13 protein-coding genes are annotated in these 24,884 nt (G+C 42.3%); 9 read left to right on the top strand and 4 right to left on the bottom strand.

The window, feature by feature from the left end:
• Nucleotides 1-201: 201 nt before the first annotated feature.
• From MMU05_RS14315 to smc, 3 genes are all read right to left on the bottom strand, one after another.
• Nucleotides 202-1,617 carry a TlpA family protein disulfide reductase gene (locus MMU05_RS14315; protein ID WP_241142365.1) on the bottom strand — a complete coding sequence of 472 codons (1,416 nt, stop codon included), beginning with the start codon at nucleotides 1,615-1,617 and terminating at the stop codon, nucleotides 202-204.
• Between the two features lie 277 nt (nucleotides 1,618-1,894).
• Nucleotides 1,895-2,122: a hypothetical protein gene (locus MMU05_RS14320; RefSeq protein ID WP_241142366.1), complete on the bottom strand. Its 228-nt coding sequence runs from the start codon at nucleotides 2,120-2,122 to the stop codon at nucleotides 1,895-1,897.
• Nucleotides 2,123-2,349: 227 nt separating this feature from the next.
• Nucleotides 2,350-5,889, bottom strand: coding sequence for a chromosome segregation protein SMC (gene smc, locus MMU05_RS14325; protein ID WP_241142367.1), 3,540 nt, complete (start codon nucleotides 5,887-5,889; stop codon nucleotides 2,350-2,352).
• A gap of 732 nt (nucleotides 5,890-6,621) precedes the next feature.
• Here smc and MMU05_RS14330 point away from each other — a divergent pair.
• The 9 genes from MMU05_RS14330 to MMU05_RS14370 all read left to right on the top strand — a co-directional run bounded on the left by MMU05_RS14330 (nucleotide 6,622) and on the right by MMU05_RS14370 (nucleotide 23,464).
• Entirely contained in the window at nucleotides 6,622-7,314 is a 693-nt protein-coding gene (locus MMU05_RS14330) for a head GIN domain-containing protein (RefSeq protein WP_241142368.1), read from the top strand.
• A gap of 381 nt (nucleotides 7,315-7,695) precedes the next feature.
• Entirely contained in the window at nucleotides 7,696-10,122 is a 2,427-nt protein-coding gene (locus MMU05_RS14335; RefSeq protein ID WP_241142369.1) for an ABC transporter permease, read from the top strand.
• Nucleotides 10,123-10,400: 278 nt separating this feature from the next.
• Nucleotides 10,401-11,165: a hypothetical protein gene (locus tag MMU05_RS14340; protein WP_241142370.1), complete on the top strand. Its 765-nt coding sequence runs from the start codon at nucleotides 10,401-10,403 to the stop codon at nucleotides 11,163-11,165.
• 60 nt (nucleotides 11,166-11,225) lie between these two features.
• Entirely contained in the window at nucleotides 11,226-11,975 is a 750-nt protein-coding gene (locus MMU05_RS14345) for a DUF2490 domain-containing protein (protein ID WP_241142371.1), read from the top strand.
• A gap of 286 nt (nucleotides 11,976-12,261) precedes the next feature.
• A complete protein-coding gene (locus MMU05_RS14350; RefSeq protein ID WP_241142372.1) occupies nucleotides 12,262-12,456 on the top strand; it encodes a hypothetical protein in 195 nt (64 codons plus the stop codon).
• A gap of 124 nt (nucleotides 12,457-12,580) precedes the next feature.
• Nucleotides 12,581-15,037, top strand: coding sequence for an ABC transporter permease (locus MMU05_RS14355; protein WP_241142373.1), 2,457 nt, complete (start codon nucleotides 12,581-12,583; stop codon nucleotides 15,035-15,037).
• A gap of 411 nt (nucleotides 15,038-15,448) precedes the next feature.
• Entirely contained in the window at nucleotides 15,449-17,857 is a 2,409-nt protein-coding gene (locus MMU05_RS14360; protein WP_241142374.1) for an ABC transporter permease, read from the top strand.
• A 570-nt stretch (nucleotides 17,858-18,427) separates the two neighbouring features.
• Nucleotides 18,428-20,839 (top strand): ABC transporter permease, encoded by a 2,412-nt coding sequence (locus MMU05_RS14365; RefSeq protein ID WP_241142375.1) that lies wholly within the window; start codon nucleotides 18,428-18,430, stop codon nucleotides 20,837-20,839.
• Between the two features lie 267 nt (nucleotides 20,840-21,106).
• Nucleotides 21,107-23,464: an ABC transporter permease gene (locus tag MMU05_RS14370; RefSeq protein WP_241142376.1), complete on the top strand. Its 2,358-nt coding sequence runs from the start codon at nucleotides 21,107-21,109 to the stop codon at nucleotides 23,462-23,464.
• A gap of 567 nt (nucleotides 23,465-24,031) precedes the next feature.
• Here MMU05_RS14370 and MMU05_RS14375 read toward each other — a convergent pair.
• Complete coding sequence (locus tag MMU05_RS14375; RefSeq protein ID WP_241142377.1) at nucleotides 24,032-24,745, bottom strand: class I SAM-dependent methyltransferase; 714 nt, start codon at nucleotides 24,743-24,745, stop codon at nucleotides 24,032-24,034.
• Nucleotides 24,746-24,884: the final 139 nt, after the last annotated feature.

The raw sequence follows: 24,884 nt of genomic DNA on the forward strand, positions 1-24,884 counted from the left end.
AAACAGCAGTTGTCAAGTAGAAAACTTCAATATTTTATTAATATTTAACATTAAAGATTTTTATCCTGAAAAGGATTCCGAAAAAACCTTCTTATCAATGAACCTATCTCGTTTATTTTAATTTTATACTTTATTCTTTTTCAAATGATCGTTATCGGCTTTACTGATCTTAAACCCTTCAGACAGGACTACATTTACAGATTAAACTACTCCTGCCAAATGTTTGTCCAGAATTTCCCTGATGTTTCCTGAGGGTCTTTCTGTGGATGGATCAATGATTTTCCCTTCTTTGTCCAAAAGTATAAATCTTGGAATACTATTGACCATGAAAAATTGGGTCAATTCAGACTGCCAAGCATTTGCGGCAAACCACTGCAGACCATCCATCTTTTTGTTCTTTACCATTTTCTCCCAAGGTTCACGGGTATCATCAATCGACACTGTCAAAAAGACAACAGGCTTGTCTTTGTATTCCTCTTTCACCTTATCCCAATTAGGATGCTCGGCGATGCAGGGACCGCACCAAGTCGCCCAAATGTCGATGTAAACCAATTTTCCTTTCAAATCACTCAGCTTGACAGAATCCCCTTTGATATCAGTAAAGGTAAAATCAGGAACAGTTTTTCCCGGTGAGATCGGCTCCCATTTGGCCTTTACTTTTTCTAACCTTTTGACATATTTAGGAGTGGAATTTTCCAATATAAATTTGTTGTAAACTTCCTCTACGTGCAAAGGACCGCGATATTCCATACTGCGCTTAATGGACCCATATTTGAAAAAATCTCCCATTTCCGGTACTTTGATCAGTGAATCTATGGCAATCCATTCTGCCATTTCAAAGGCGGTGATGGATGAATCTGCCTTCATTATATCATTTGCTAAAGATCCAATCCGCCTTTGAGTCAGATAAACGTAAAACTCTACCCGAAGAAGCTCCGGATTATCCATTGGTAGGTTTTCTATTTTTTTGCGTATTTCTTCTATTGGAAAATCAACAGAATCCTGCGGAATTTTATTGGCCAAGGCATGGTACATGGGGTAAAGCTGGTCCATAAATATTCCCTGATAAATAAAATAAGATTCCTCCCTCGATAGGAAGGCGGTGTCGATGCCTTCGGTACTTTTCAATTCCTCATAAAACGTTTTCGCTATAAAGATAATACTGTCTTTTTTGGAAAAATAGGCATCTTTTTTCAGTGCCATCAATACATAATAATCGTATAACCGGCTTTCATACAAGAAATAGTCCCTTTTATTCAAGTACTCATTTTCTTGGGCCATATCACCCGAGGCAGTGAAAGTCTGTTCAAATTCCTTGCTGTCGCCTGTGACGAAAATGCTGTCACCGGGATTGAGGTAGAGGCTAAATCTCAAATCACCGTTCGATAGAGAGTAAATCCCCGTTTCCTCATAGTCAAAGTCCAACACAAAGCTTCCATCCGATTTTACAGAATCTTGGGTAATTTCTTCATAGTCATGACTGACACTGATGATGGGAGATTCGGAATTTCCAAGCTTGCCGGCAATGATGATGCTGTTGTCGATGACTTCAGGATTTTTGCCGCATGAAAAAAACAGGAGGTTTGCTGCCAAAACAGATAGAAATAGATTTTTCATTGTAAATGTGGTATCAAGGAGATTGGAATAATGTGTGGATTTGATATTCTTCCAAACAGATATTGACCTAAAAGTATATTATGATCCTTAGATTAAAAAACAGAATCCATGCAGTTGATCTTTCAAACTGATGTTTTATGAAAATTTAACCTAAAGTGAAAAAGTTGAATTACTTGCCCATTCCATCCCAAAGGGTAAAAAATACAGGGAAAATTACTTTCTTGGATAAAAGAATGATCATTTATTTTAAGGTAAATGCATTGTAGAAAATTCGGGGTCAGATGCTTAATTTGAACTGGGCGAGCTTTTCTTCCTCATACTTTTTGAGTACCTGGTTTAGGGAATCGAGGTAATCCGACAGGGTTTTGTTATTGTCCAAGGCACTTTCAGCATCAGGAATTGTCACTGGCATTTCACCGATAAATTTCTCAAGTTCAGGTGCGTATTCTTTGATTTTTAGGGTTGCTGCCAGGATTTCAGCATTAAGTTGGGCTTCGGTTTTCATAACATGTAGGCTGATATATTGAATAAAATTTGCGGTTCGTGTTACAAAGGTCGTTCCTTAACAAACAGCAAGCCTAACACAAAAAGGAATGTGATTTGTATTTTTTACAGGTTCTGCTTTTAATTTATCATCATTTTTTCCTGCCTTACTTGAAGGAAAAAAATGGAATTCAATTCAATGGTGACCCACATTTGTCGAAAACCTAACTTAATGAAAAATACAAACCCCTAAGCCAATTCCCTCAGATCCACCGGAACAACTCTTGAAACACCGGCTTCGATCATGGTAATGCCATAGATGATGTCGGTACTTGCCATAGTGCGCTTGTTGTGCGTCACGATGATAAACTGGGACTCTTTCGAAAATGTATGAATGATGTTGTTGAACTTGTCAATGTTGGCATCGTCAAGAGGGGCGTCCACTTCGTCGAAGATACAGAATGGTGCAGGCTTCAGAAGGTAAATCGCAAAAAGCAGGGAAGTGGCGGTCAGGGTTTTTTCCCCGCCGGAAAGTTGGTTGATGGTCAAAGGCCGCTTGCCTTTTGGTTTGGCGATGATTTCGATTGGACTTTCCAAGGGATTGCTTGGGTCCACCAAGGTCAGGTCGCATTGGTCCTCCTCGGTAAAGAGCGAGCGGAAGACTTTGATAAAGTTTTCTTTAATCTTGCCAAAGGCATCTAAGAAAGTATCCTTGGCTACCTGATCGATTTCCATGATCGTTTCCAACAGGGAGTTTTTGGCTTTGATCAGGTCGTCTTTTTGTTCTGTGATAAAGGTGTGGCGCTCTTTGATTTCATCATAGGCTTCCATTGCCATTGGGTTGATGGGTCCGATTTTCTCCAAACGTTCTTTAGCTTTGCCGACGATTTCGCGGATATCGGACTCGGCCATCTCGGCATACGCTTCATCCAAAGCAGGATTATCGGCCATCAATCCATCCAAATCTATTTCAAATTCCACACTCAGTCTTTCCTTGAGACTGGCAAGTTTGAGCTTGACTTCATTCATGGACTGTTGAATCTCATGGATCAAAGTGTCGAGCGATTCTTTGGATTTTTGGAGTTCACGGATCTGCTTGTCGGTATCATCAATCTCCCCACGGCAGGCATAATAGTCCTTTTCAGCTTCGTTGACGCCTTTTTCTATGCCCTCCTTCTCGGCATAAAGTTCGATTAGCTCGTCGTCTTTGATCTCATTGTTATCCAGCAAAGAGCGGATCTCTGCGTCAATGGAAGCATGTTCGGTTTGGGATTTTTCTATTCTTTCTTTGCTGCTTTCGAAGGCTGATTGCTTGAATTCAATCTCTTGGGCAAGGCTGTTGACGCGGTTGAGCTGTTGGTGATACAGGATATTCTCTTGGTTAAAAGCCGCAGACTTTTGGCTGAGGCTTTCACTTTCGGTTTGGAGCTGAAGGTTGATCCGTTCCAATTCCACTTCCAAAGCTTCAAAAGCTGCTTTTTCATTTTCCAGATCGGGCATGATGGTTTCCAAGCTGAATTGGAGAGACTCGATCCGGTCGAGGATATCTTCGCGCTTGTTGGCGTTGGAAGAAAGAAGTTCGGCCAACTGTTCCTTTTTGGTGCGGACAGAGACAAACTCCTGATTGGTCTCATTGATTTCCTGTTGCAGCTTTTCAATGGCTGATTTGAAGCTGACTTCTTTGAGTTTGAGCAAGTCTGTGAGCTTGTCGTCAAGATTGGCGCGGGTCGCGGAAACTTTCTTGTTGAGTTCCTTGATTTCCTTTTCTAGTTTCTCGAGATTTTTGGCCCGGCCTATTCTTTTTCCTTCAAAAAGTCCCACAGATCCACCGGAAACGCTGAATTTCCGCTTGGTGAATTTGCCGCTTTCGGTGATGAAGATCGAAGATTGGTCTTGAGGAAAATCCTGGTATTCACCTTTGACGATATAGACATCATCAAGGATAAATCCGATCAGCTTGGCGTATTTGTCATCGTATTCGATGATCTCTGTTGCAGGAATGGCATTGGCAAATAGCTTGGTTTGCGCAGGATGAAAGTCGCTGAAATGCTCCAGGACAAAGAAATTGGCTTTTCCCTTTGCCGAATCGCTCAAAAGGTTGACTGCTGCGATCGCCTGTACTTCAGTCTCGACCACATAATAATTCATGTAGTTTTCGAGGTAGTTTTCAATCGTGACCCTGTACTTTTCTTCGGTGGTCAGGATGTCTGATAGGAGCGGAGTGTCCTTCGCCCAACTTGAATTTTTCTTTAGAAACTTGATCGCCTCGGGATATCCCTCCAGGTTTTCGACCAAGGATTTTGTCAGGTTAAATTCATTTTGTCTTGAATCCAACTTCCTTGAAGTCTGCGTGACTTCCTCCCGGATCATGTCAATAATGCGGTTGGTTTCTTCTATTTTTTGGATTTGGTCTTCCTCTTTGGATTTGATCTTGGACAACTCGGCGGATTTGAGGTCGAGGATATCCTTGAGCAAAACCATCTTGTCTTCAAACTCTGCCAAGTTGGAAACCTGATTGGTATCGTCAGAAGCAGTCTTTTCGAGTTCCTGCTTGAGTGTGGAAAGCTGGATTTGCTTGATTTCCTGGTCTTTGGAAAGCTGGTAAACGCGGTCTTTTTTGGAAGAAAAATTCCTTGTCAGCTCTTTTTGGCTTTCCTGGATTTGAGTCTGTTCTCTTTTTTTGGATTCGTAGGCCGCACGCAGTTCCTCGACGATCATTTCTTTTTCAGCAAGCATCTTTTGCGCAGATTCACTTTCCTGCTCAAGGGATCTAATGCTGAAACCTGCACGGTCGTTGGACTTGCGGTCTGCATCGATCTGTTCACGGAGTTTTTGTGCCCGGTCCTCTAGAAATCTCAGCCTCTCGTTTTTGATTTTCTTGTCACTTTCAAACTGCCGGATTTTGTTGACATGCTCGTTGAGTGTCTTTTGGCGGGAGGAAAGCAGCTTTTCCTTCAGGATCAGGTCAGCCTTGCTGAATTCCAATAAGGATTCTTTTTCTGCGACTTTGGTATTGACTTGAAGCTTGCGGTCTTGTTCCTGCTGTACTTTTTGATTCAAAGAAATCAGCGAATCCGCATGTTTTTGGACGGATTTTTTTGCGAGGTTGATGCTCGCTTCTTTGTATTCCTGTTTGATTTCAAAATACCGTGCAGTCTGCTTTGCCTGTTTTTCGAGGCTTTTGAGGTTTTTTTCTATTTCAAAAAGAATGTCTTCCACCCTTGCAAGGTCAGCATCGGTGTCTTCGAGTTTTCGGAGGGTTTCCTTTTTTCTTGATTTGAATTTGGATATTCCTGCAGCTTCCTCGAAAAGTTCGCGCCGTGAATTGTTCTTGTCATTCAGGATTTCATCGATCATTTTCAGCTCGATGATGGCATAACTGTTGGAATTGATGCCGGTATCCATAAAGAGGTTGGTAATGTCTTTCAGCCGACAGGCGATGCCATTGAGCAGGTATTCACTTTCCCCTGACCGGTAATAGCGCCGGGTGATGGTAACGTGCGTGTATTCTGTGGGAAGGAGGTTTTTGGTGTTTTCAAAAGTCAGAGAAACCTCGGCAAGATTGCTAGGTTTGCGGTTCTTGGTACCGTTGAAGATCACATTTTCCATCTTGTCGGAGCGGAGCATCCGGGATTTTTGTTCGCCGAGAACCCATCGGATGGCATCCACTACATTGGACTTTCCACAACCGTTTGGACCGACTACTCCGGTGATTCCCTTGTCAAAATGGATGACCATCCTGTCACCAAAACTCTTAAAACCTTTGATCTCCAGCTTACTCAGCAGCATCCTTTACCTCTTTGAAAATGATTACAGACAAAATTACTTGAATTCGGAAATTAACCAAGGCGAATCAAGTATGAAGTGGGAAGTAAGAAGTGGGAAGTGGGAGGCGAGAAGCGAGAACCGAGATGCGAGAGCCGAGATCCGAGAGACAAGAAGAGCCGAAACGATTTTTGTGGACCAAAAAAAAGTACGATGAACCAATTTGGTTTGTGGGATTTAAAGATTGAATTCACCGAAGTCAAAATTCGGCTAAAGCCACAATTGGAATCGGATTTTTGATACCCTCTGGCAAAAGCGGGAGGAAATTCAAAAACGGAAAAGGTATTATACATTTTTTTGATTGATAAGGCTAAAGCCATAATTGGAATTGGATTTTTGATGCCCTCCAGATAAAGCAGGAGGAAATTTAAAAACGGACATGGATTCATGGTCCGAGTGTCTGATGGCATTACTCTTTCCTACTTCCACCAAGATTTCTCTCTACGCTCGAAATGACAATGACATGTATTTTCCGCCTTTGACCCAAATTTATTTTTCACCCTCATTTCATTTTCATTTGCGTCTCAGCGTCTTTGCGAGATTCAATCTCCCCACTTTTTGCCCGTGAGCGAACAAAATGAAGGGTGGACGGACAAATAAATTATCGAAAAATGGCCAAAATTGGATGATATGGCTTCTTTTTCAATTGGCACAATCTGTGAAATTATTCTCGAAACCAATTATTATTTAACTATCATGAAAACTACCAAATCTATTTTACTCGCTTTTTGCTTTTTCTTTGTTGCCGTATCAGTTTTGGCGCAATCAACCGAAACACGTACTCCGGGTAACTTTTCAAAAATACAATCCGGAGGCAGTTGGGATGTGATCATCCAGACCGGAAACAGGGACGAAGTGAGGTTGGAATCCACCAATGTTTCCCTCGACAAAGTCATCACAGAGGTCGATAACAATACCTTGAAAATTTCCTTGGAAAAAGGCAATTACCGCAGTCTCGGTTTGACTGTTTATGTGACGGTAAGAGAACTAGAAGGCATCAAAAGCACTGGTTCGGGAAGTATCAAAGTGCAGTCAGACATCACTACCGGTTCCCTTTCTCTAGGAAATACGGGATCAGGGAACATTACCCTGAAGAACGTCAATGCCGATAACCTTTCTGTTGGCATGACAGGCTCAGGATTTATTGCAGTCGCGGCGGGGACTGTGGGCACGTTTTCTTTGTCTCAGACAGGTTCAGGGGATTTTAGAGGAGAGGAAATGTACGCAGAAAATGCAACCATCAATAAAACCGGTTCCGGCCAATCCCAAATTGGAGAAGTTGAGAGTTTGAATGTCAAATCTACAGGTTCGGGCAATGTCTATTATTCAGGAAATCCCGGAAGTACCAATATTTCTTCCACAGGTTCTTCCAAAGTGATTAGGAGGTAAGGGGGCAGTTGATATTGTTCAGTTTGCAGTTTATTTGAAAAATTAGTTTTGTAGTAATAAGTTAAATTCCATGACACTAAGGATATGGAAAAAAAGATAGAATCTCTCAAAAATACTCTACTCCCAAACCCATAAACCACCATGTTGGTAAAGGACTTCTTTACCAACATTTTTTTTACAGAATTTAAGTATCCAATTATTCGACAGCCGCGAAGACAATTAGAACTTAGATTCTTCGCTACCCTCAGAATGACGGATTCCATCGACTTGACAACAATTAGAACAATTACAACAACTAGAACCAAGTATCGAGTACCGAGTACCGAGCCCCGCACATAACAATTAACCAATAACCAAATAACCAACAACCATCCCCCAACCATGGTCAGCAACTACTTCAAAATCGTCCTTAGAAACACCAAGAAGCATCCGCTTTATGTGTTGATCAATATTTTTGGATTGGCAATTGGAATGGCAGTCAGTATTTTGATACTTCTTTTTGTGCAGCATGAGCTGAGTTATGACCGATACCATGATAAGGCCGACCGTATTGTCAGGGTGTCTCGGGCTTGGTACAATCAAGATGGGGAAGTCAGCCTGCATCTTGGACATGCCGCACCCCCTTTTGGGCCATTGATCAAATCTGATTTTGGAGATGATGTAGAAAATGTCGTCCGCTTTTTTAATTTCAATCCTCTGATCAAATACAAACAGGAAGCATTTGTCGAGGAGCGATTTTTCTTTGCTGACCCCGAAGTATTTGATGTTTTCTCTTGGCAATTGTTGGAAGGAAATGCAAAAGACCTTGGGGAATTCAGTGATGCGATCTTTCTCACCGAATCCATGGCCAAGAAGTATTTTGGCAATGAAAATCCAATCGGCAAGTTTTTGGAACTGGAATTGGTAGGTCAAAAATCTCCCTTTCAGGTCAGAGGTCTGATGGCGGATACTCCGGACAATTCACACTTTCAGGTGGACTTTCTTGCTAGCATGAGGCCGGTGAATGATTTCTATGGAGGTGAAGAGCAGATGATGCAAAACTTCGGTTCCAATAACTTCTCCACTTACCTTTTGCTTTCAGAAGGAGTCGATATTGAGGAATTTGAAGCAAAATTGCCGGGATTGATCGACCGGCATATGGGTGAAAACCAAGCGGGAGTGGCAGCTTCCAAAGGAACAAGACTACAGCTTTGGCCTATCACCGACATCCACCTTCATTCCAACCTGGATTCGGAGATCGAGCCTAACGGCAACATTGATTATGTGTATACCTACCTTGCTGTGGCACTTTTTATCCTGTTGATAGCCTGTATCAATTTCATGAACCTTTCTACAGCGCGGTCCTCTTTGAGGTCGATGGAAGTAGGATTAAGGAAAGTCATGGGTGCTGACAGGTCGGGATTGGTGAAGCAGTTTATGGGAGAGTCATTCATCATGGCGCTCATTGCCTTGTTCTTTGCGGTTGTCTTGGTTTATATTTTCCTTCCTGTTTTTGCTGATTTTACGGATAAAAAGTTGAGTCTTAACCTCATCCAGCATCCCGAATATCTGATAGGATTATTGGGTTTGGCAATATTGGTGGGTTTGATTTCAGGGAGTTATCCGGCCTTATTTCTATCGGGTTTTTACCCTTCGAGGGTTCTAAAAGGTGTATTCAAGGCAGGTTCTGGACATAAGCAGTTCCGGTCAGTCTTGGTGACAGGACAATTTGCGATTTCAGTAATGTTGATCGTTGCGGTTTTGGTGGTGATCAACCAACTGGATTTTATGCAGTCCAAGGACTTGGGTTTCAAAAAAGAGGATCTTGTCGTCCTTCCGGCCAGTCAGTCGATCACCCAAAATTATCTTATTGTCAAAGACAGGCTTGAAAATCATCCCGGCATCCAAGAAATAAGCATTTCAAGCAGGGTTCCGTCAGGTCGCTTGCTCGATTCTCAGGGAGCTTCAGCCGAGGTCAATGGAGAGTTGAGCCAAGTCAATATCAGGATTGCAGACATCCACGTAGCCCACAATTTTGTCCAAACATATGGCATACCGATCGTTGCGGGTCGAAACTTTGATTTTTTGCAGGCGACGGATTCGACAGAAGGATTTGTGCTCAATGAAGCCGCCGTCAGGGCCATTGGTTGGGCGAGCGCCGAAGAAGCGGTTGGCAAGCAGTTTAATTATGGCGGGAGAAACGGCTATGTAACCGGTGTGATGAAAGATTTTCACTTCGAATCGCTGCATCAGCCCATTGTGCCCATTGTCTTTATGATTTCTGTAGACAGGAGCAATCTGGTAAGTATCAAAATCGATGCAGACAAAAAAGAAGAAACCATGGCTTATCTGCGTGAAGAATGGCAGCAATTGAGGCCTGATTATCCATTTGATCCGCAGTTTGTTGATGAGGGATTCAACAGGCAATATGAGGCCGAAAATATTGTGAAGACCATATTCACCTTTTTTGCCGGGCTTGCCGTGCTGATTTCCATTTTGGGATTGTTGGGTTTGACGACTTTTGAGACCGAACAAAGGACCAGGGAAATCGGAATCCGGAAAGTGATGGGGGCAGAGACATTCAACATTGTGACTTTGCTTGGAAAAGATTTCATGAAACTGGTACTCTTCGGATTTCTGATTGCAGTACCGATTTCTTGGTATGGCATGTCGCAATGGTTGGAGGACTTCGCTTTCAGGATAGGCATTTCTTGGCAGATATTCCTCGTGGCGGGATTGGTGGCTGGTTTGATTGCAGCGGTAACGGTTTCGGGCCAAGCCATCAAGGCAGCCTTGGCCAATCCGGTCAAATCGATCAAGAATGAATAGAAAAAAAACTTTTGAACTTAAACTATATCAATCCACCGGAATATCAACCGGTGGATTTTTTTATTTCAGATTTATATATGATTGATCAATAGCGAATAATGGAATGACAGGAAATTAACAGGTAGCTTCTTTTCATTTAAAGGCAAACAATTTTTTCCATAATCCTTTTCACAGCCTAAAGACATATAGTTGACTGATTTTTATCATCATTTGAGAGGTGAGGTTTTACTAAATTTAGTCCTGTCAATGAATTGAATAGACCTAGATTTTATTTAGCCATGAAAAAGTTTACCATTTTCCTAACTGCCCTGCTGATTTCCTCAATTTCAGCCTATTCCCAAGAACCTACCGGTAAAACTTGGAATTTTAAAGTAGAACCTTATCTCATGGCGCCTTTTATGAAAGGTCCGGTGGGTATAGCCAATCTTCCCAATGTGGAATTGGATGCGAGTGCAGCAGATATATTTGGAAATTTGAAGGGAGCATTCATGCTGTACACAGAGGCCAATAATGGTCAATGGGCCATAGCCGCAGATTTTGTTTACATGAAACTTCAGCAGGATATACAGCCTGGGAATTTGGTGACGGGAGGTGAGGTCACTTTTAATGAAACCATTTTTGCTTTGGAAGGATATTACAGATTCCTGCCTTGGCTGGAAGCCGGTCTAGGTGGCAGGGTGGTCAGTATGGGTGGGGACATGACGGTCACACGTACTGAACTTGGTCCAAATGATGACCCCATCACCTCCCAGGCTAGTATTAAGAAATCATGGTTTGATCCGGTCCTATTGGTCAGAGCGACCCTTCCGGATTCTGACAAATGGATAGGGGAGTTTAAGGCGGACTTTGGAGGCTTTGGGATTGGGTCTGATATGACATATCAGTTGCAGGCGTATGGTGGATACCGGTTTTCAAGGCTTTTCCAGGCTTCAGTTGGTTACCGTATTTTAGGTATAGATTATGAAAGTGGAACAGGCACTGACAGGTTTCTTTACAATGTCACCACCTCCGGTCCTGTGTTAAGGTTAGGGTTTAATTTTTAACCTGATAATTAGTCGGCTTTTTTTCGGATATTAAAGGTTCAAATTTCACCGTCTTACCCGATGAAAAAGAATAGTTTGATACTGCTCTTTATACTGCTAATGCAATTGACTGCCCATGCCCAAAATCAGGAAACTACAAAAGAGTTTTGGCCTGAGATCGACATTTGGCTGAGGCTTGCAAAAAACTGGAGGTTTTCAATTTTTATTCCAGTTTCAAAAAACATTGAAACTGCGTACAGGGAAGGCAATATTGTTTATCAGGCAGACTTTGCATTTGGTAATACCAAACGTCCTATTATTCAAAGGATGTTGGACGAAAACAGGATGTTGGCCATGAAATCCATGTTGATAAGGGGAGGTTACCTTACTGCCAGAAGTCTGGGGGATAAAGGAGAAACTTACAGCGAAAACATGGTTTTTTCGGAATTTCATCTGAGAACCCCAATAAAGGGCAATTATCTTTTATCCCACAGGTTAAGGTCTGAAGCGCGGTGGATAGGAGATGATAATGAGTTGTCGGGAAGGTTTCGCTACAGATTTATGTTCGAGAGGGAATTTGATATCAAATCTGTTTCAGTCGTTCCATACTTTAATGCAGAGACCTATTATGATAACCGATTTGATACATTCAATAGGTTCAGGTTGATCGGAGGAACTTCCGTATCCTTGTCCCACCGATTTGCTGTGGAAGGGAATTTTACTTACCAATATGATTCCAAGTCCACAGTTGCGAAGTTGTATGCGGTAAATTTGATCCTCCATATTTTCTTCGAAACAGAGGGCTCAAAAAATAAATCAAAAATCAATTAGAAGATCGCTTTCAGATTTCACCTTATCCTAAAACAATTGGCTATAGGATGAATGATTTACCCAACTCAAATATCAGGCGCAGGGATCCATCAGAAATCAGCTTCTGATGGATTCTTTTTTTTTGCTAAAACCAATTCCAAATCTAGACCGGCTTCTTGCATTGCCCACTGGCGGACAAAATTGTTCGGACAGAAATCCAGTAATGATTGAAAAGGCGCCTTTTTTCATCAATAATGCGGTTTTCTTGTGGCATGGAAGTGGGATAATGTGAAATGATGAATTTGGTATGAACGTCACTCTGAACGTAGTGAAGAGTCTCAATTGTAAAGAGATTCTTGGCTACACTACCAATGACGTGAATCTCTTGGTCGTCACCCTGAGTGAAGCGAAGGGTCTCTTTTTTCTGAGATCTTTCATCCTCGTACCTCGGATTCAAGATGACGCAAGACCAACCGTCATTCCTTTTCTGAACATTTTCTAAATGTTAAAGACTCAGAATGACGGATACCGATAACTTGACAACCTGACAACAATGACAACTCGATAACAATTATAACAACTACAACCAATATAACGCTTATAACCACTACAACCACTATTCTCCCATGTTCAAAAACATCTTCAAAACCGCAATTAGGAGTTTTTGGAAAACAAAAACCATTTCTCTTATCAATGTACTCGGCCTTTCCCTGGGTATAGCGATCTGTATCATCATTTCCCTGTTTTTGTTCAATGAACTGAGTTATGACAAGCACCATGCTAATGCTGAGAGAATTTATAGGGTAAAGTCCGAGATCATATTCGGCGGAGACAATTTCAATATGATCCAATGCCCTGCACCCATGGCGGAAGCTTTGCCTCTTGAGGTCCCAGAGGTAGAGGCAGCTGTTCATTTTAGGAGTCAAGGATCTTTTTTGGTCAAAAGAGAAGAAGATAACATCAAGGAAAATGATGTTGTCTATGCCGGAAAGGACTTTTTCAAAGTTTTTACTGTACCCTTATTGGAAGGCAGTGCTGAAGGTGCTTTGGACGAACCCAATACGATGGCCATCAGTAAAAAAACAGCGGACAAGTTTTTTCCCAATGAAAGTGCTGTGGGCAAAAGCCTGATTTTGGATAACAAGGAGGATTATAAAATCACTGCTGTCTATGAAGACATGCCGGTCACCAGCCATTTTCACTTTGACCTGATTTTGGCTGCAGTAGGATTGGAGGAAGCGCAGTCAACTTTTTGGTTGAGTAATAATTTCCCGACTTATTTATTACTCCATGAAGGTGCTGATCCTTCAGCTGTTAATGACAAACTCAAGCAATTGATTCACACACATGTAGCTCCGGCACTGAGTCAGGTGATGGGGGATAATTTTAGTTTGGAGGACTTTGAAGCAACAGGAAACAAAATCGATTATTCGCTACAGCCTTTGCTTGATATCCACCTTCACAGTAACCTCCAAGGTGAGTTTGAACCCAATTTCAACATCACCTACATCTATATGTTTGCTGCCATAGCGGTATTTATTCTGTTGATAGCCTGTATCAATTTCATGAACCTATCCACGGCAAGATCTTCCAGCCGTGCCAAAGAAGTAGGGGTGAGAAAAGCGCTTGGTTCGGGAAAGAAAGATTTGATGTGGCAGTTTTTGACTGAAACCTTTTTGATGAGTTTGTTCTCATTTATTGTTGCAATAGCTATTACAAGCCTTTTGCTCCCGTTTTTCAATGAGCTTTCAAACCGCTCTTTGCAGATTCCCTATGCTAATTTTCTCTTTTATTTGAGTTTGCTGGGAGGAGCGCTTTTTGTGGGGCTTTTGGCAGGCATTTATCCCTCATTTTTCCTTGCTGCCTTTGAGCCGATCAAGGTTTTGAAAGGCAATCTGTCAGGCAGAAAAGGAAACGGGTCAGTTAGAAGCAGTTTGGTGGTATTTCAGTTTGCAATTTCCATTATTCTAATCATTGCTACAGTCTCTGTATTCAGCCAACTCAATTATATACAGAAGAAAGAACTCGGCTTCAACAAAGATCAGGTGATTATGGTGGAGGACATCTATGCCCTTGGAGATCAGGCGCAGTCCTTCAAAGACGAAATCTTACAAAACAATCAGGTAGATGTGGGGACATTCAGCGGTTTTCTGCCTGTTTCCGGTACTTGGAGATCAGACAATCCTTGGTGGGGTGAAGGAAAGGATCCCAAACAGCAGGAAAACTTGGTGAGTATCCAAAACTGGTCTGTTGATTTTGACTACATCAAAACTTTGGGAATGAAAATCATAGAAGGGAGGGATTTTTCCATGGAATTTCCTTCTGACTCCAATGCAGTGATACTAAATCAAACTGCCTTGAAGAACTTCAATCTGGAAGGAAATCCGATTGGACATCGGATAGCCACTTTTTCCGGAAATCCTACAGATGGATTATCCAATATGGATTTGGAATACAAGACCATTGTGGGGATTGTCGAAAACTTCCACTTTGAATCCCTCAAAGAAAATATCGGTGCAGTGATGATTTTTCCAAGTAAAAGACCTCAGGGATATTTATCATTCAGGTTCAACGCAGAGAATACGGAAGATGTCATACAATTGGTGGAGTCCAAATGGAAGGAATTAGCTCCCGGTCAGCCTTTCAATTATTCCTTTTTGGACGACAGATTTGGTGAAATGTATAAGGCAGAATCCAGGGTAGGAAAGGTTTTCGCTGCTTTCACCATGTTTGCAATTTTTATTGCCTGTCTCGGTTTGTTTGCATTGACTGCATACACAGCAGAGCATAGGAGAAAGGAAATCGGCATCAGAAAAGCACTTGGAGCCACCGTCGGAGGTATTGTTTTCTTACTTTCCAAAGAGTTTACCAAATTGGTTTTGATCGCTTTTGTATTTGCTGCGCCTTTGGCTTGGTACGGCATGAGTAAGTGGTTGGAAGATTACCAATTCAGGATAGACCTGGGTTGGGAGATATTTGTGTTTTCTGCCTTGGGGGTTCTATTTGTTGCCTGGGCAGTGATGGGAGTGCAGTCAATTCGTGCAGCAATGACGAATCCGGTGGACTCTTTGAGAGGGGAGTAACTCGCGAGCCGAGAGACAAGAAGTGAGGAAATTCAGAATTATGAATGATGAATTAATAATGATTTCGACAACGCGGTAACAATTACAACCACTAGAACAATTACAACAATTAGTACCAAGTACCAAGTATTATGTACCAAGTACCAAGCCAGGAAGACAACCAAATTACAGGATAAATAGTAACCATGACAACCATGAAAACCGGTAGAAAGAGATTCTTCACCTCCGCATGCTCCGGTTCAGAATGACGGTTCTAACAACAATGATAACAATGACAACGCGAAGCTGAGAACCATTACAACCATTACAACCATTATAACAATTACAACCATTATAACAATTACAACCATTATAACAATTACAACCAATACAACCATCATTACAAATACAACCACTAAATCCCCTTCCCTTATGTTTCGCAACTACTTACTCATCGGCTGGAGAAACCTGAAAAGAAACAAACTCAGATCAGGTATTCACATTTTGGGGTTGTCAATCGGGATATCCATCTGTTTCCTGATTTTCAATATTTTTTGGTATGCCCATAGCTTTGACAAATTCCATCCGGATTCGGAACAAATATTCCGGATGGGGATGATTACCGATTTTGGAGATGGTGAATTCCCGAACTCAGGCGTGCCCGGACCTTTGGGTGAAGTGGTCGAATCGGAGTTGACAGGTATCGTCCATAAAGGTAGACTTTACACCCTTTGGGAGACCTTGGTGATACTTCCCGAATCCAATAAAGTAATCGGTAGAACCAATACAGTGACTTTTGCAGATGCCGGATTTTTTAAAATTTTCCCCAGAAAATGGCTGGCAGGAAGCCCTGAAAACTCACTGGAAAATCCCAATTCTGCGGTAATCAGTCTTGCTTCACTTGAAAAGTATTTTCCTGGACAACAGCCTTTGGATGTTTTGGGAAAGGGAATCATTTACTCCGATGCGGATACCATCTCGGCACAGGTGACTGGTGTGGTGGCTGATTTTGAAGAAAATACCGACCTCGTTTTTACCGATTTCATTTCCTTTTCTACAATCAAAAGCATGGAAAAAGAAAATTGGTTCGGACTTGACTCTTGGGGAAATGTCAATTCCAGTTCCCAGCTTTTTATCAAAAAAGAATTTTTAAAGTCCGAAGCAGACCTCAACCTGGGTTTGGACAATATCTCCAAAAAGTACCTCAACAAAGAAGGGGGAAATTCAAGATTTACCATACAGCCCTTGTCAGAAATCCATTTTGACCAATCTGACCCTGGCCCGCAATCCGTCTCCAAGATTTTCCTGAAAGGCCTGATATTTATTGGGTTGATCATTTTGACATTGGCATGCCTGAATTTTATCAACCTCGAAACAGCCCAAGCAATCGGCCGGGCCAAGGAAGTGGGAATCAGAAAAACCCTTGGGGGTGACAGGTCCCAATTGGTCTTTCAGTTTTTGTCAGAAACATACCTGATTGTTTTCTTTTCCTGCCTTTTGGGCATTGTGCTGACGGAGGGATTGGCGATGGTTTTCAGAAATTACCTTCCTTCAGGTCTCGAAGTGGATTATCTCAGTCTGGAAAACCTTGGGTTTTTGGCAGTGATTTCCATTTTGTTGACACTTTTGGCGGGTATTTATCCTTCACTTATTTTGGCCAATTATGATCCTCAGCGTGCCCTCAAAGGCGAGAAGGGGCAAAGCGGAAAGTTTTCCATCGGGGTTTTTCTAAGAAAAAACCTTGCCGTCCTTCAGTTTGCGAGTTCCATTGGTTTCATCATTTTGGTTTCGGTGATTTCATTTCAGATGAAATACCTTTCAAGCCAACCATTAGGCTTTGAACGTGAGGCAGTGGTCTATACCCAACTGCCTTTTATGGCCGGTATAGACAAAGCCGAAAGGATAAGAGAGCGGATCTCTCAGTTCAGCTTTGTCAAAAATGCAAGTTTGAGTGGGGATTTGGTATCCTCTGAAGGGCTTTGGACCTCAGATATTTATGTGCCAAAAGATACCTCTGAGGCCCGCTATTATGTACAGGTCAAAAATGTCGATTCCTCCTTTGTCGCTGTCAATGGCCTCAGGATTCTTGCTGGAAAAACCGGATCAAACCAAGCTGACGAAATCATGGTCAATGAGGCTTTTACCAAAGAAATCGGAGCGGCAAGTCCTGATGAAGTCGTGGGAAAATTGGTGAGGTTCGGTGCCACCCAGAGGAAAATCACTGGAGTGGTCAATGATTTTAATTCGCGGACTTTGAGGGAAGAAATCCGGCCTTTGGTATTCTCTTATGTTCCTGAAGGTTTTCATGTGTTGAATATCAAACTCGAAAAAGGATATAATCTCGCTCTCTCCAAAACTGAAATGGAGGGGATTTTCAAGGAAATTTATCCCTATGATGAATCCGAATTCAAATTTTTGGATGATGCCATAGCCTCGTTTTACGAGGAGGATCTGAAAATCAGAAATGTATTGGGTATGGCCTGTATCCTTGCAGTGATCATTTCTGCGATGGGATTGTTTGGGCTTTCATCCTATACGATTGCGCAGCGAACAAAAGAAATCAGCATCAGAAAAGTGTTGGGCGCGTCCATTATGCAGATTTTGGGACTGATATCACGGGAATATGTTATCCTGATTTTGGTGTCCTTTGTCTTGGCCGTGTACCCTGCTTATTATTTCCTAAACGAGTGGCTGAATTCCTTCAGCTACAAAGTGGAAATGCCCTATTTCATTTATGGGCTTTCAGGCCTTGGGGTAATGTTTCTCTGCCTGCTGATCGTAGGGTTACATTCCTATGCTGCTGCCCAGACCAATCCTGCGAAGATTTTGAAGGATGAATGAGTTTATGAAGACACAAGATGCAAGACATAAGATTCAAGACTGAATTCTCGAAAGGAAGAGGATGTCTTGAAGGTACAAAGTATTAAGTACCAAGTACCAAGAGCCCCGACGACGCAGACAACTGCATAAAAGGTTCAAGATGTAAGACTTGGGGAATTCAGAATTAAGGATGATGAATTAAAAATGACTTGGTATTCGTCACTCTGAGTCCCCAACATTTAGAAAATGTTCAGAAAAGGAATGACGGTTGGTCTTGCGTCATCTTGAATCCGAGGTACGAGGATGAAAGATCTCAGAAAAAAGAGACCCTTCGCTTCACTCAGGGTGACGACCAAGAGATTCACGTCATTGGTAGCGAAGCGAAGAGTCTCAATTTAAAGAGATTCTTCTCCCGTACAGCTGTCGGGATCCGCAGGCTGCGGTTCAGAATGACGGATTCCGCAACCTGACAACGCGAAGCAGACAACCATTACAACCATTACAACAACTATAACAACTACAACCTTACAGCTTTCCAACCTTTAAATTTTAAAATTTTCCAATCTTTCAATTTTCCAATCTTCAAATTCCATGTGGACATACTACCTTAAAATAGCTTGGCGTAACCTGAGGAAAAACAAACTTTTCTCTTTCCTCAATATTTCCGGTCTTTCTATTGGGATGGCTGTATGTATTCTGATCATGCTTTTTGTCAGTTATGAGCGGGATTTTGATGGATTCCAATCCAAAAATACTTTCCGTCTCAATGAAGTTCAAAAGTGGGAGGGGATGGTTTCTCCCCAAAAGGTAGCACTGACCATGTACCCCATGGGTCCGACATTGATGGAAGAAATGCCCGAGGTAGAGAACTTTACCCGGGTTACCCAAGGAGGGGAAATGGTCCTTAGAAACGGAGAAAAAGAAACTTCTCTTAAAAGTATCTTATGGGCAGATTCTACATTTTTTGACCTATTTGATTTTCGGATGTTGGAAGGCGATCCAAATTCTGCCCTGAAGGAACCAAATAGCATGGTGCTGACCGCTTCATCTGCCAAGCTGATTTTCGGTGATGAACCGGCGATGGGTAAGACAGTATTCAGTTCGGCTCAGGACAGTAGTTATTATAGGATTACCGGGGTGATGGAAGATATCCCAGCCAATTCACATTTGCAATTTGAAGGATTGACTTCTTTTAGCACCTACTTTAGTCCTCAGGCGATGGGTGATTGGGAAGCCAATTGGTATACGACCTATCTCAAATTGGCGGTGGGAGCTGACATTTCCCATCTCGAATCCAAATTTCCGGAATATCTTGTGTCCCATTTAGGGGAGGAAAGGGCGAAAGAGTTTGAGCTTTTTCTGCAACCAATTCAAGAAATCCATGCAAATTCATCAGAGATTACGCATGATTATTTTAATTACAGAAAATTTGATGGAGCATATACGCAGGTGTTTTTTTACATCGGATTGATAGTGCTGTTTATTGCTGGGATCAATTTTGTAAACCTCTCCTCTGCAAAGTCCATTGGAAGGTCCATGGAAATCGGGGTGAGGAAAGCTTCAGGAGCTTTAAAATCCCAGTTGTTTATCCAATTTATCGGTGAATCCATCTTCATCAGTTTGATTGCATTGTTTTTTGCGGTTGGGTTGGTTTTGCTTGCTTTGCCATATCTCAATGAATTCAGCCAAAGACAATTGGATTTTCCTTTGTTTTCCAATCCTATCCTTTTGCTCAATCTGATTTTGGGTGCTGTTGTAGTGGGAGTACTTTCAGGAACTTATCCGGCCTTATATCTTTCTAATTTCCGTCCGGCAAAAGTATTGAAAGGTTCACCTGAAGTCGGAAATAATAAATCAGAATTCAGAAATGCACTAGTCGTTGTCCAGTTTGCGGGCGCCGTATTCCTGATTGTCACCACACTTTTTGCGACACAACAGATCAGGTTTATGCAGCAAAAGGACCTCGGTTTTTCCCATGATCAGGTGCTGACCATTCCCTTGAATCAGCGTTTCTTTTCGAGGTATGAATCCATGAAGCAAGAACTTCTTTCAAATCCGGCCATAGAAAAGGTAACCGGATCGGGTCAACGGCTTGGTAATAATCTCCATCAGACAGGAATTGTATTCCGGGGAGATGGACCGGAGAGAATTCTTTCTACTTCCCACGTGGTGGTTGATCCGGATTATCTTGATGTGTATCAAATCGACTTGATCGCAGGCAGGGATTTTGACCAAAACGTAAGTACCGACAATGGCAATGCATTTATCATCAATGAATCACTTGCCAAAGAATTGCTCAAAAGTGAAGGCAATGCCCGACCGATTGAGTCTTTGATCGGGCAACCCATCGGCTTGGCTTGGATGGATTCTGTTGGACAGATTGTGGGTATTTCCAAGGATTTCAACTTCAATTCCCTTCACCATAAGATTGAGTCCTTGGCCATATTCAACAAAAAAGATTGGGGCTATTCCGAGATCTCTGTCAAAATCAAAGGCGATGCAGCTCCTGCAGCAATCGCACATATCGAGTCGGTGTGGAACACAATGATACCGGAAGAGGAATTTCAATATAAGTTTTTGGACGACCACTTTAATGAAATGTACCGTGCCGATCAGACTTTGAATACCATTGTCGGCATGCTGACTTTGCTGTCCATCCTGATATCCTGCTTGGGTTTGTTTGGGTTGGTGTCCTTCACCACCGAACAGCGGGTGAAAGAAATCGGAATCCGTAAAGTGCTTGGTGCATCCGTTGGCGGAGTGGTGGCTATGCTCTCCAAGGATTTTATGAAATTGATATTGGTGGCTATTCTGATTGCGATCCCGATTTCATGGTTTGTGGTAGACAGCTGGATTCAGGACTTTGCATACCGGATAGATTTGGATTGGTGGGTGTTTGGTTTAGCCGGAATGGTTGCCTTAGTAATTGCATTGGCTACTGTCAGTTCGCAGGCCTTCAAAGCTGCGATGATGAATCCTGTGGATAGCCTTAAGAGCGAATAAATAGAGGCGAGAGGCAAGAGACAAGAAGCGAGAGACGAGACTTGGGGAATTCAGAGTTAAGAATGATGAATTAATAATGACTTAGTATCCGTCACTCTGAGTGAAGCGAAGAGTCTCAATTTAGAGAGATTCTTCACCTCCGCAGGTTGCGGTTCAGAATGACGGATTCCACATCCTGAAAACGCGAAGCAGACAACCATTATAACAACTAGAACAATTATAACCCTTACAACAAAACAAGCCTCCAAACTTTAAACAAAACCCGCCATGTGGAAAAACTATCTAAAAATCGCCTGGAGAAATATCCTTAGAAGTAAAGGATTTTCTATTATCAATATCGGAGGGCTGGGAATCGGGATTGCTGCCTCGGTCTTGATCCTGATCTGGATCCAGTTTGAGCTTTCTATTGACAGGTTTTATGCCCATTCGGACAGGGTTTATGCGGTTTGGCGCAATACCACTATGGACGGTGAAGTGATGAGTTGGGACTATACGCCCGCACCTTATGGTCCTGCGATGAAGGATAAATTCCCCGAAGTGGAGGAAACCACAAGGCTTACAGAATGGGACCCGCATCTTTTGACCTTGGGATCAAACAGCTTCTATGAAAAGACGACTTTTGTGGATCCCGGTTTCTTTAAGTTGTTTACTTTTGAAGTCATTTCCGGTGATACCGAGTCTGCTTTGTCTGTTCCGGATGGAATTATTCTAACCAAAACTGTTGCAGAAAAGCTTTTTGGAAAAGAAGATCCAATGGGAAAAACAGTTGTTTTAGAAAAGCAACTTGATTTCCAAGTCATGGCGGTGGTTCAGGATCTACCACAAAACACCAACTTCAATTACACTGTTTTTTTGCCCTTCAAAAAACTGGAATCAATGGGTTGGGCGGATTCTTTTTGGGGCAATAATTCTTACAGGACTTTTGCAATGCTTCATGAAAGTACAGATGTAAATGAATTCAATGAAAAATTTGCAGGATTTACCGCCATGAATACGGAAGACAAAAGCGTAAGCGATTTTTTGTTCCCCATGTCTGACCTGCATCTGTATTCGAAATTTGAAAACGGTGTTTCTGTCGGCGGCAGGATCGAGCTGATCCGTTTGTTTGGGGGAGTAGCGCTTGTCATTTTGCTATTGGCCTGTATTAATTTTATCAACCTCAGCACTGCCCAAAGTGAAAACAGGGCAAAAGAAGTCGGTGTTAAAAAAATTTCAGGTGCCGGAAGGGGAATGTTGGTTTGGCAGTTTTTAGTTGAATCAGTCATGATTGCCTTGTTTGCTTATGGATTTGCATTGACGATTGTTGCGATCGCCTTGCCTTACTTCAGTAATTTTATCGGAAAGGAACTTCAAAGTCCCTTTTCCAATCCTTTGTTTTGGGTAATTTCTTTTGTCTATGTCATGGTCATCGGGATATTGGCCGGAAGTTATCCTGCTTTTTTGATGAGTTCCTTCAAACCTACTTCAGTATTCAAACTGAAATTGAATGCCAAGAAATATTGGGTCAATCCACGTGAGGCTTTGGTGGTTTTCCAATTTGCAGTGGTAGCCATATTGATTTCGAGCGTATGGATTATCCGAGATCAGATGGACCATGTCCAAAACAGGGATCTTGGGTTGGACAAGGAAAACCTCATTTACCATCAGGTCTCCGGAACAATGCAGGAAAACATGGTGGCTTTCCGCAATGAACTGTTGGCTCTAAAAGAGGTCAATTCTGTCAGTTATACTTTTTCTCCCATTACCGAGCTGCACAGTGATACCAATATGATGAAATGGCAGGGCAAAGATGATAGTTACAGACCCGCCATGTACCGAATGGGAGCAGATGCGAACTTGGTTGAAACTGCCGGATTTGAATTGATTGCAGGAAGGGATATCGATGTATATACTTTCCCAAGTGACAGCAATGCAGTTTTGATCAATGAAACCGCAGCTATTAGAATGGGTTTTGAAGATCCTTTGGGACAGGTGATCCAAGACGATGACCTGAGTTTTACTGTTGTCGGCGTGGTGAAGGATTTTATAATGGAATCGCCTTTTGATGAGGTATTGCCTATTTTGGTCTTTGGTCCAAAAAGAAATCTGAGTTTTATCCATGTCCGTCTAAATCCCGGAGAGGACTATTCCGAAATAATGGCAAATGTTGAAGCCGTTTTTGCCAAGTTCAATCCGGGAGCTCCTTTTGATTATAATTTTGTAGATCAGGTCCATGCCCGAAAGTTTGAATCCCAGAAACGTACTGCTCAATTGACAGGATTATTTACGGTCTTGGCTGTTCTCATTTCCTGCATGGGGCTTTTTGGATTGGCCACTTTCATAGCAGAGCAAAGAAGAAAGGAAATCTCAGTCAGGAAAGTTTTAGGGGCATCCATACCCGGTTTGGTGAGGTTGATTTCCTCCGAATTTACAAAGTTGGTCCTGATCGCTGTGTTGCTTGGAATACCAGTCACATGGTATTTTATGGATTCTTGGTTAGAAACCTTTGATTATAGAATCTCCATCGATTGGAAGATCTTCCTTTGGACAGCGCTTGCGGCTTTGGGGATCGCATTTTTGACAGTCAGTTCGCAGGCCATCAAAACCGCCATGATCAATCCGGCAAAGGTGCTGAAGAGTGAGTGAGGGAAAGGTGGGAAGTAAGAAGTCAGAAGTCGGAAGTATGTGACATATCCTGAAATGAGTCCAAAAGTAAAGGGAATTTTAATTGAACAAAGTACCAAGTACCAAGACTTGGGAAATTAAGAATTGTAAGACCCGTGTTACCGGCATACTCCCAGTGAAGTATCTCAGTTAAATGAGATTTTTCACCTTCGCAGGCTACGGTTACCAATGACGTGAATCTCTTGGTCGTCACCCTGAGTGAAGCGAAGGGTCTCTTTTTTCTGAGATCTTTCATCCTCGTACCTCGGATTCAAGGTGACGCAAGACCAACCGTCATTCCTTTTCTGAACATTTTAAAATGTTGGGGACTCAGAATGACGGATTCCCAAACCCGAAAACAGTGACACCCCGCAGCAGGCAACCAAAAAAGACCCAAGATACAGTGAAAGTCCAACCCCGAAGCCTTGAACTATTGAATTCCCCAAACCAGACAACATTGACAAGGCGCAGCAAACAACCATTACAACCACTAGAACAATTACAACCACAATAACTGAGATTCTTCGCTGCACTCAGAATGACGAATTCTCATTCCTTCTCAAAAACCAAAAAGTGCTGTATTTTCATAAACTGACCGTTTTGGACTAGGGTGAAACCATTGGCTGACAACTCTTTGGTAACCTGCTCGACAGTCATTTTGTGAAGTCTTTTGATGGCGACTTTTGGGTCCTCTCCACGGTATTCGATTAGGAGGAGTTTGCCGTCCGGTTTGAGGGATTTTTTGATGTTCTGCAGTACTTCATGCGGATACTCCAACTCATGGTACACGTCTACCATGATGGCAAGGTTAATGGAATTTTCTGGAAGCATGGGTGATTTCTCTGTTCCTTTGATCGTCACCACATTGTCAAAACCGAGTTCTTTGCTGCGATCCTCCAAGTATTTGATCGCCGGATCCTGGATTTCGATGGCATACACTTTGCCCTCAGGCACTTTCTTGGCGATTCTGAAAGTATAATATCCCGATCCTGCTCCGATATCCGCCACTACACTTTTTTTGTCAATGGGAAGGTTTTTGATTGCCAACTCTGTATTTTCTTCCTGTGGACGGGTGGAGCGTTCCAGCCAACTCATACCCATAAAGTTCATGACCTGTGATATTTCCCTCCCCATATAGACTTTGCCTGTGCCGTCACGGTCAGGGGTTTTGTAAGTGTAGATGGCATCGGTTTTTGTTTGGGTTTGCCCAAATAGAGTTGATACGAAGAAAAGGAGAATGACAGGCAGCAGAAATTTTTTCATGGCGAAAAGGAAATTCAGTAAAAAGAAATCTTAACAATATACCCAAAAAACGCCCTTTACCTGTAATTGTTTTGACCGATACTGGACAAATACTGTTCGTATTCAAAGAAGGGTTTAGATTGAAACCTATCCAATTGAA

This window comes from Cognataquiflexum rubidum (assembly GCF_022538115.1).
Classification (GTDB): Bacteria; Bacteroidota; Bacteroidia; order Cytophagales; family Cyclobacteriaceae; genus Cognataquiflexum; species Cognataquiflexum rubidum.

Bases quoted from the DNA above. Each gene is read 5' to 3' on its own strand.
- MMU05_RS14335 (WP_241142369.1), top strand. From the start codon at position 7,696: ATGGTCAGCAACTACTTCAAAATCGTCCTTAGAAACACCAAGAAGCAT.
- MMU05_RS14320 (WP_241142366.1), bottom strand. From the start codon at position 2,122: ATGAAAACCGAAGCCCAACTTAATGCTGAAATCCTGGCAGCAACCCTA.
- MMU05_RS14330 (WP_241142368.1), top strand. From the start codon at position 6,622: ATGAAAACTACCAAATCTATTTTACTCGCTTTTTGCTTTTTCTTTGTT.
- MMU05_RS14370 (WP_241142376.1), top strand. From the start codon at position 21,107: ATGTGGAAAAACTATCTAAAAATCGCCTGGAGAAATATCCTTAGAAGT.
- MMU05_RS14375 (WP_241142377.1), bottom strand. From the start codon at position 24,745: ATGAAAAAATTTCTGCTGCCTGTCATTCTCCTTTTCTTCGTATCAACT.
- smc (WP_241142367.1), bottom strand. From the start codon at position 5,889: ATGCTGCTGAGTAAGCTGGAGATCAAAGGTTTTAAGAGTTTTGGTGAC.
- MMU05_RS14355 (WP_241142373.1), top strand. From the start codon at position 12,581: ATGTTCAAAAACATCTTCAAAACCGCAATTAGGAGTTTTTGGAAAACA.
- MMU05_RS14350 (WP_241142372.1), top strand. From the start codon at position 12,262: ATGAACGTCACTCTGAACGTAGTGAAGAGTCTCAATTGTAAAGAGATT.
- MMU05_RS14360 (WP_241142374.1), top strand. From the start codon at position 15,449: ATGTTTCGCAACTACTTACTCATCGGCTGGAGAAACCTGAAAAGAAAC.
- MMU05_RS14340 (WP_241142370.1), top strand. From the start codon at position 10,401: ATGAAAAAGTTTACCATTTTCCTAACTGCCCTGCTGATTTCCTCAATT.
- MMU05_RS14345 (WP_241142371.1), top strand. From the start codon at position 11,226: ATGAAAAAGAATAGTTTGATACTGCTCTTTATACTGCTAATGCAATTG.
- MMU05_RS14315 (WP_241142365.1), bottom strand. From the start codon at position 1,617: ATGAAAAATCTATTTCTATCTGTTTTGGCAGCAAACCTCCTGTTTTTT.
- MMU05_RS14365 (WP_241142375.1), top strand. From the start codon at position 18,428: ATGTGGACATACTACCTTAAAATAGCTTGGCGTAACCTGAGGAAAAAC.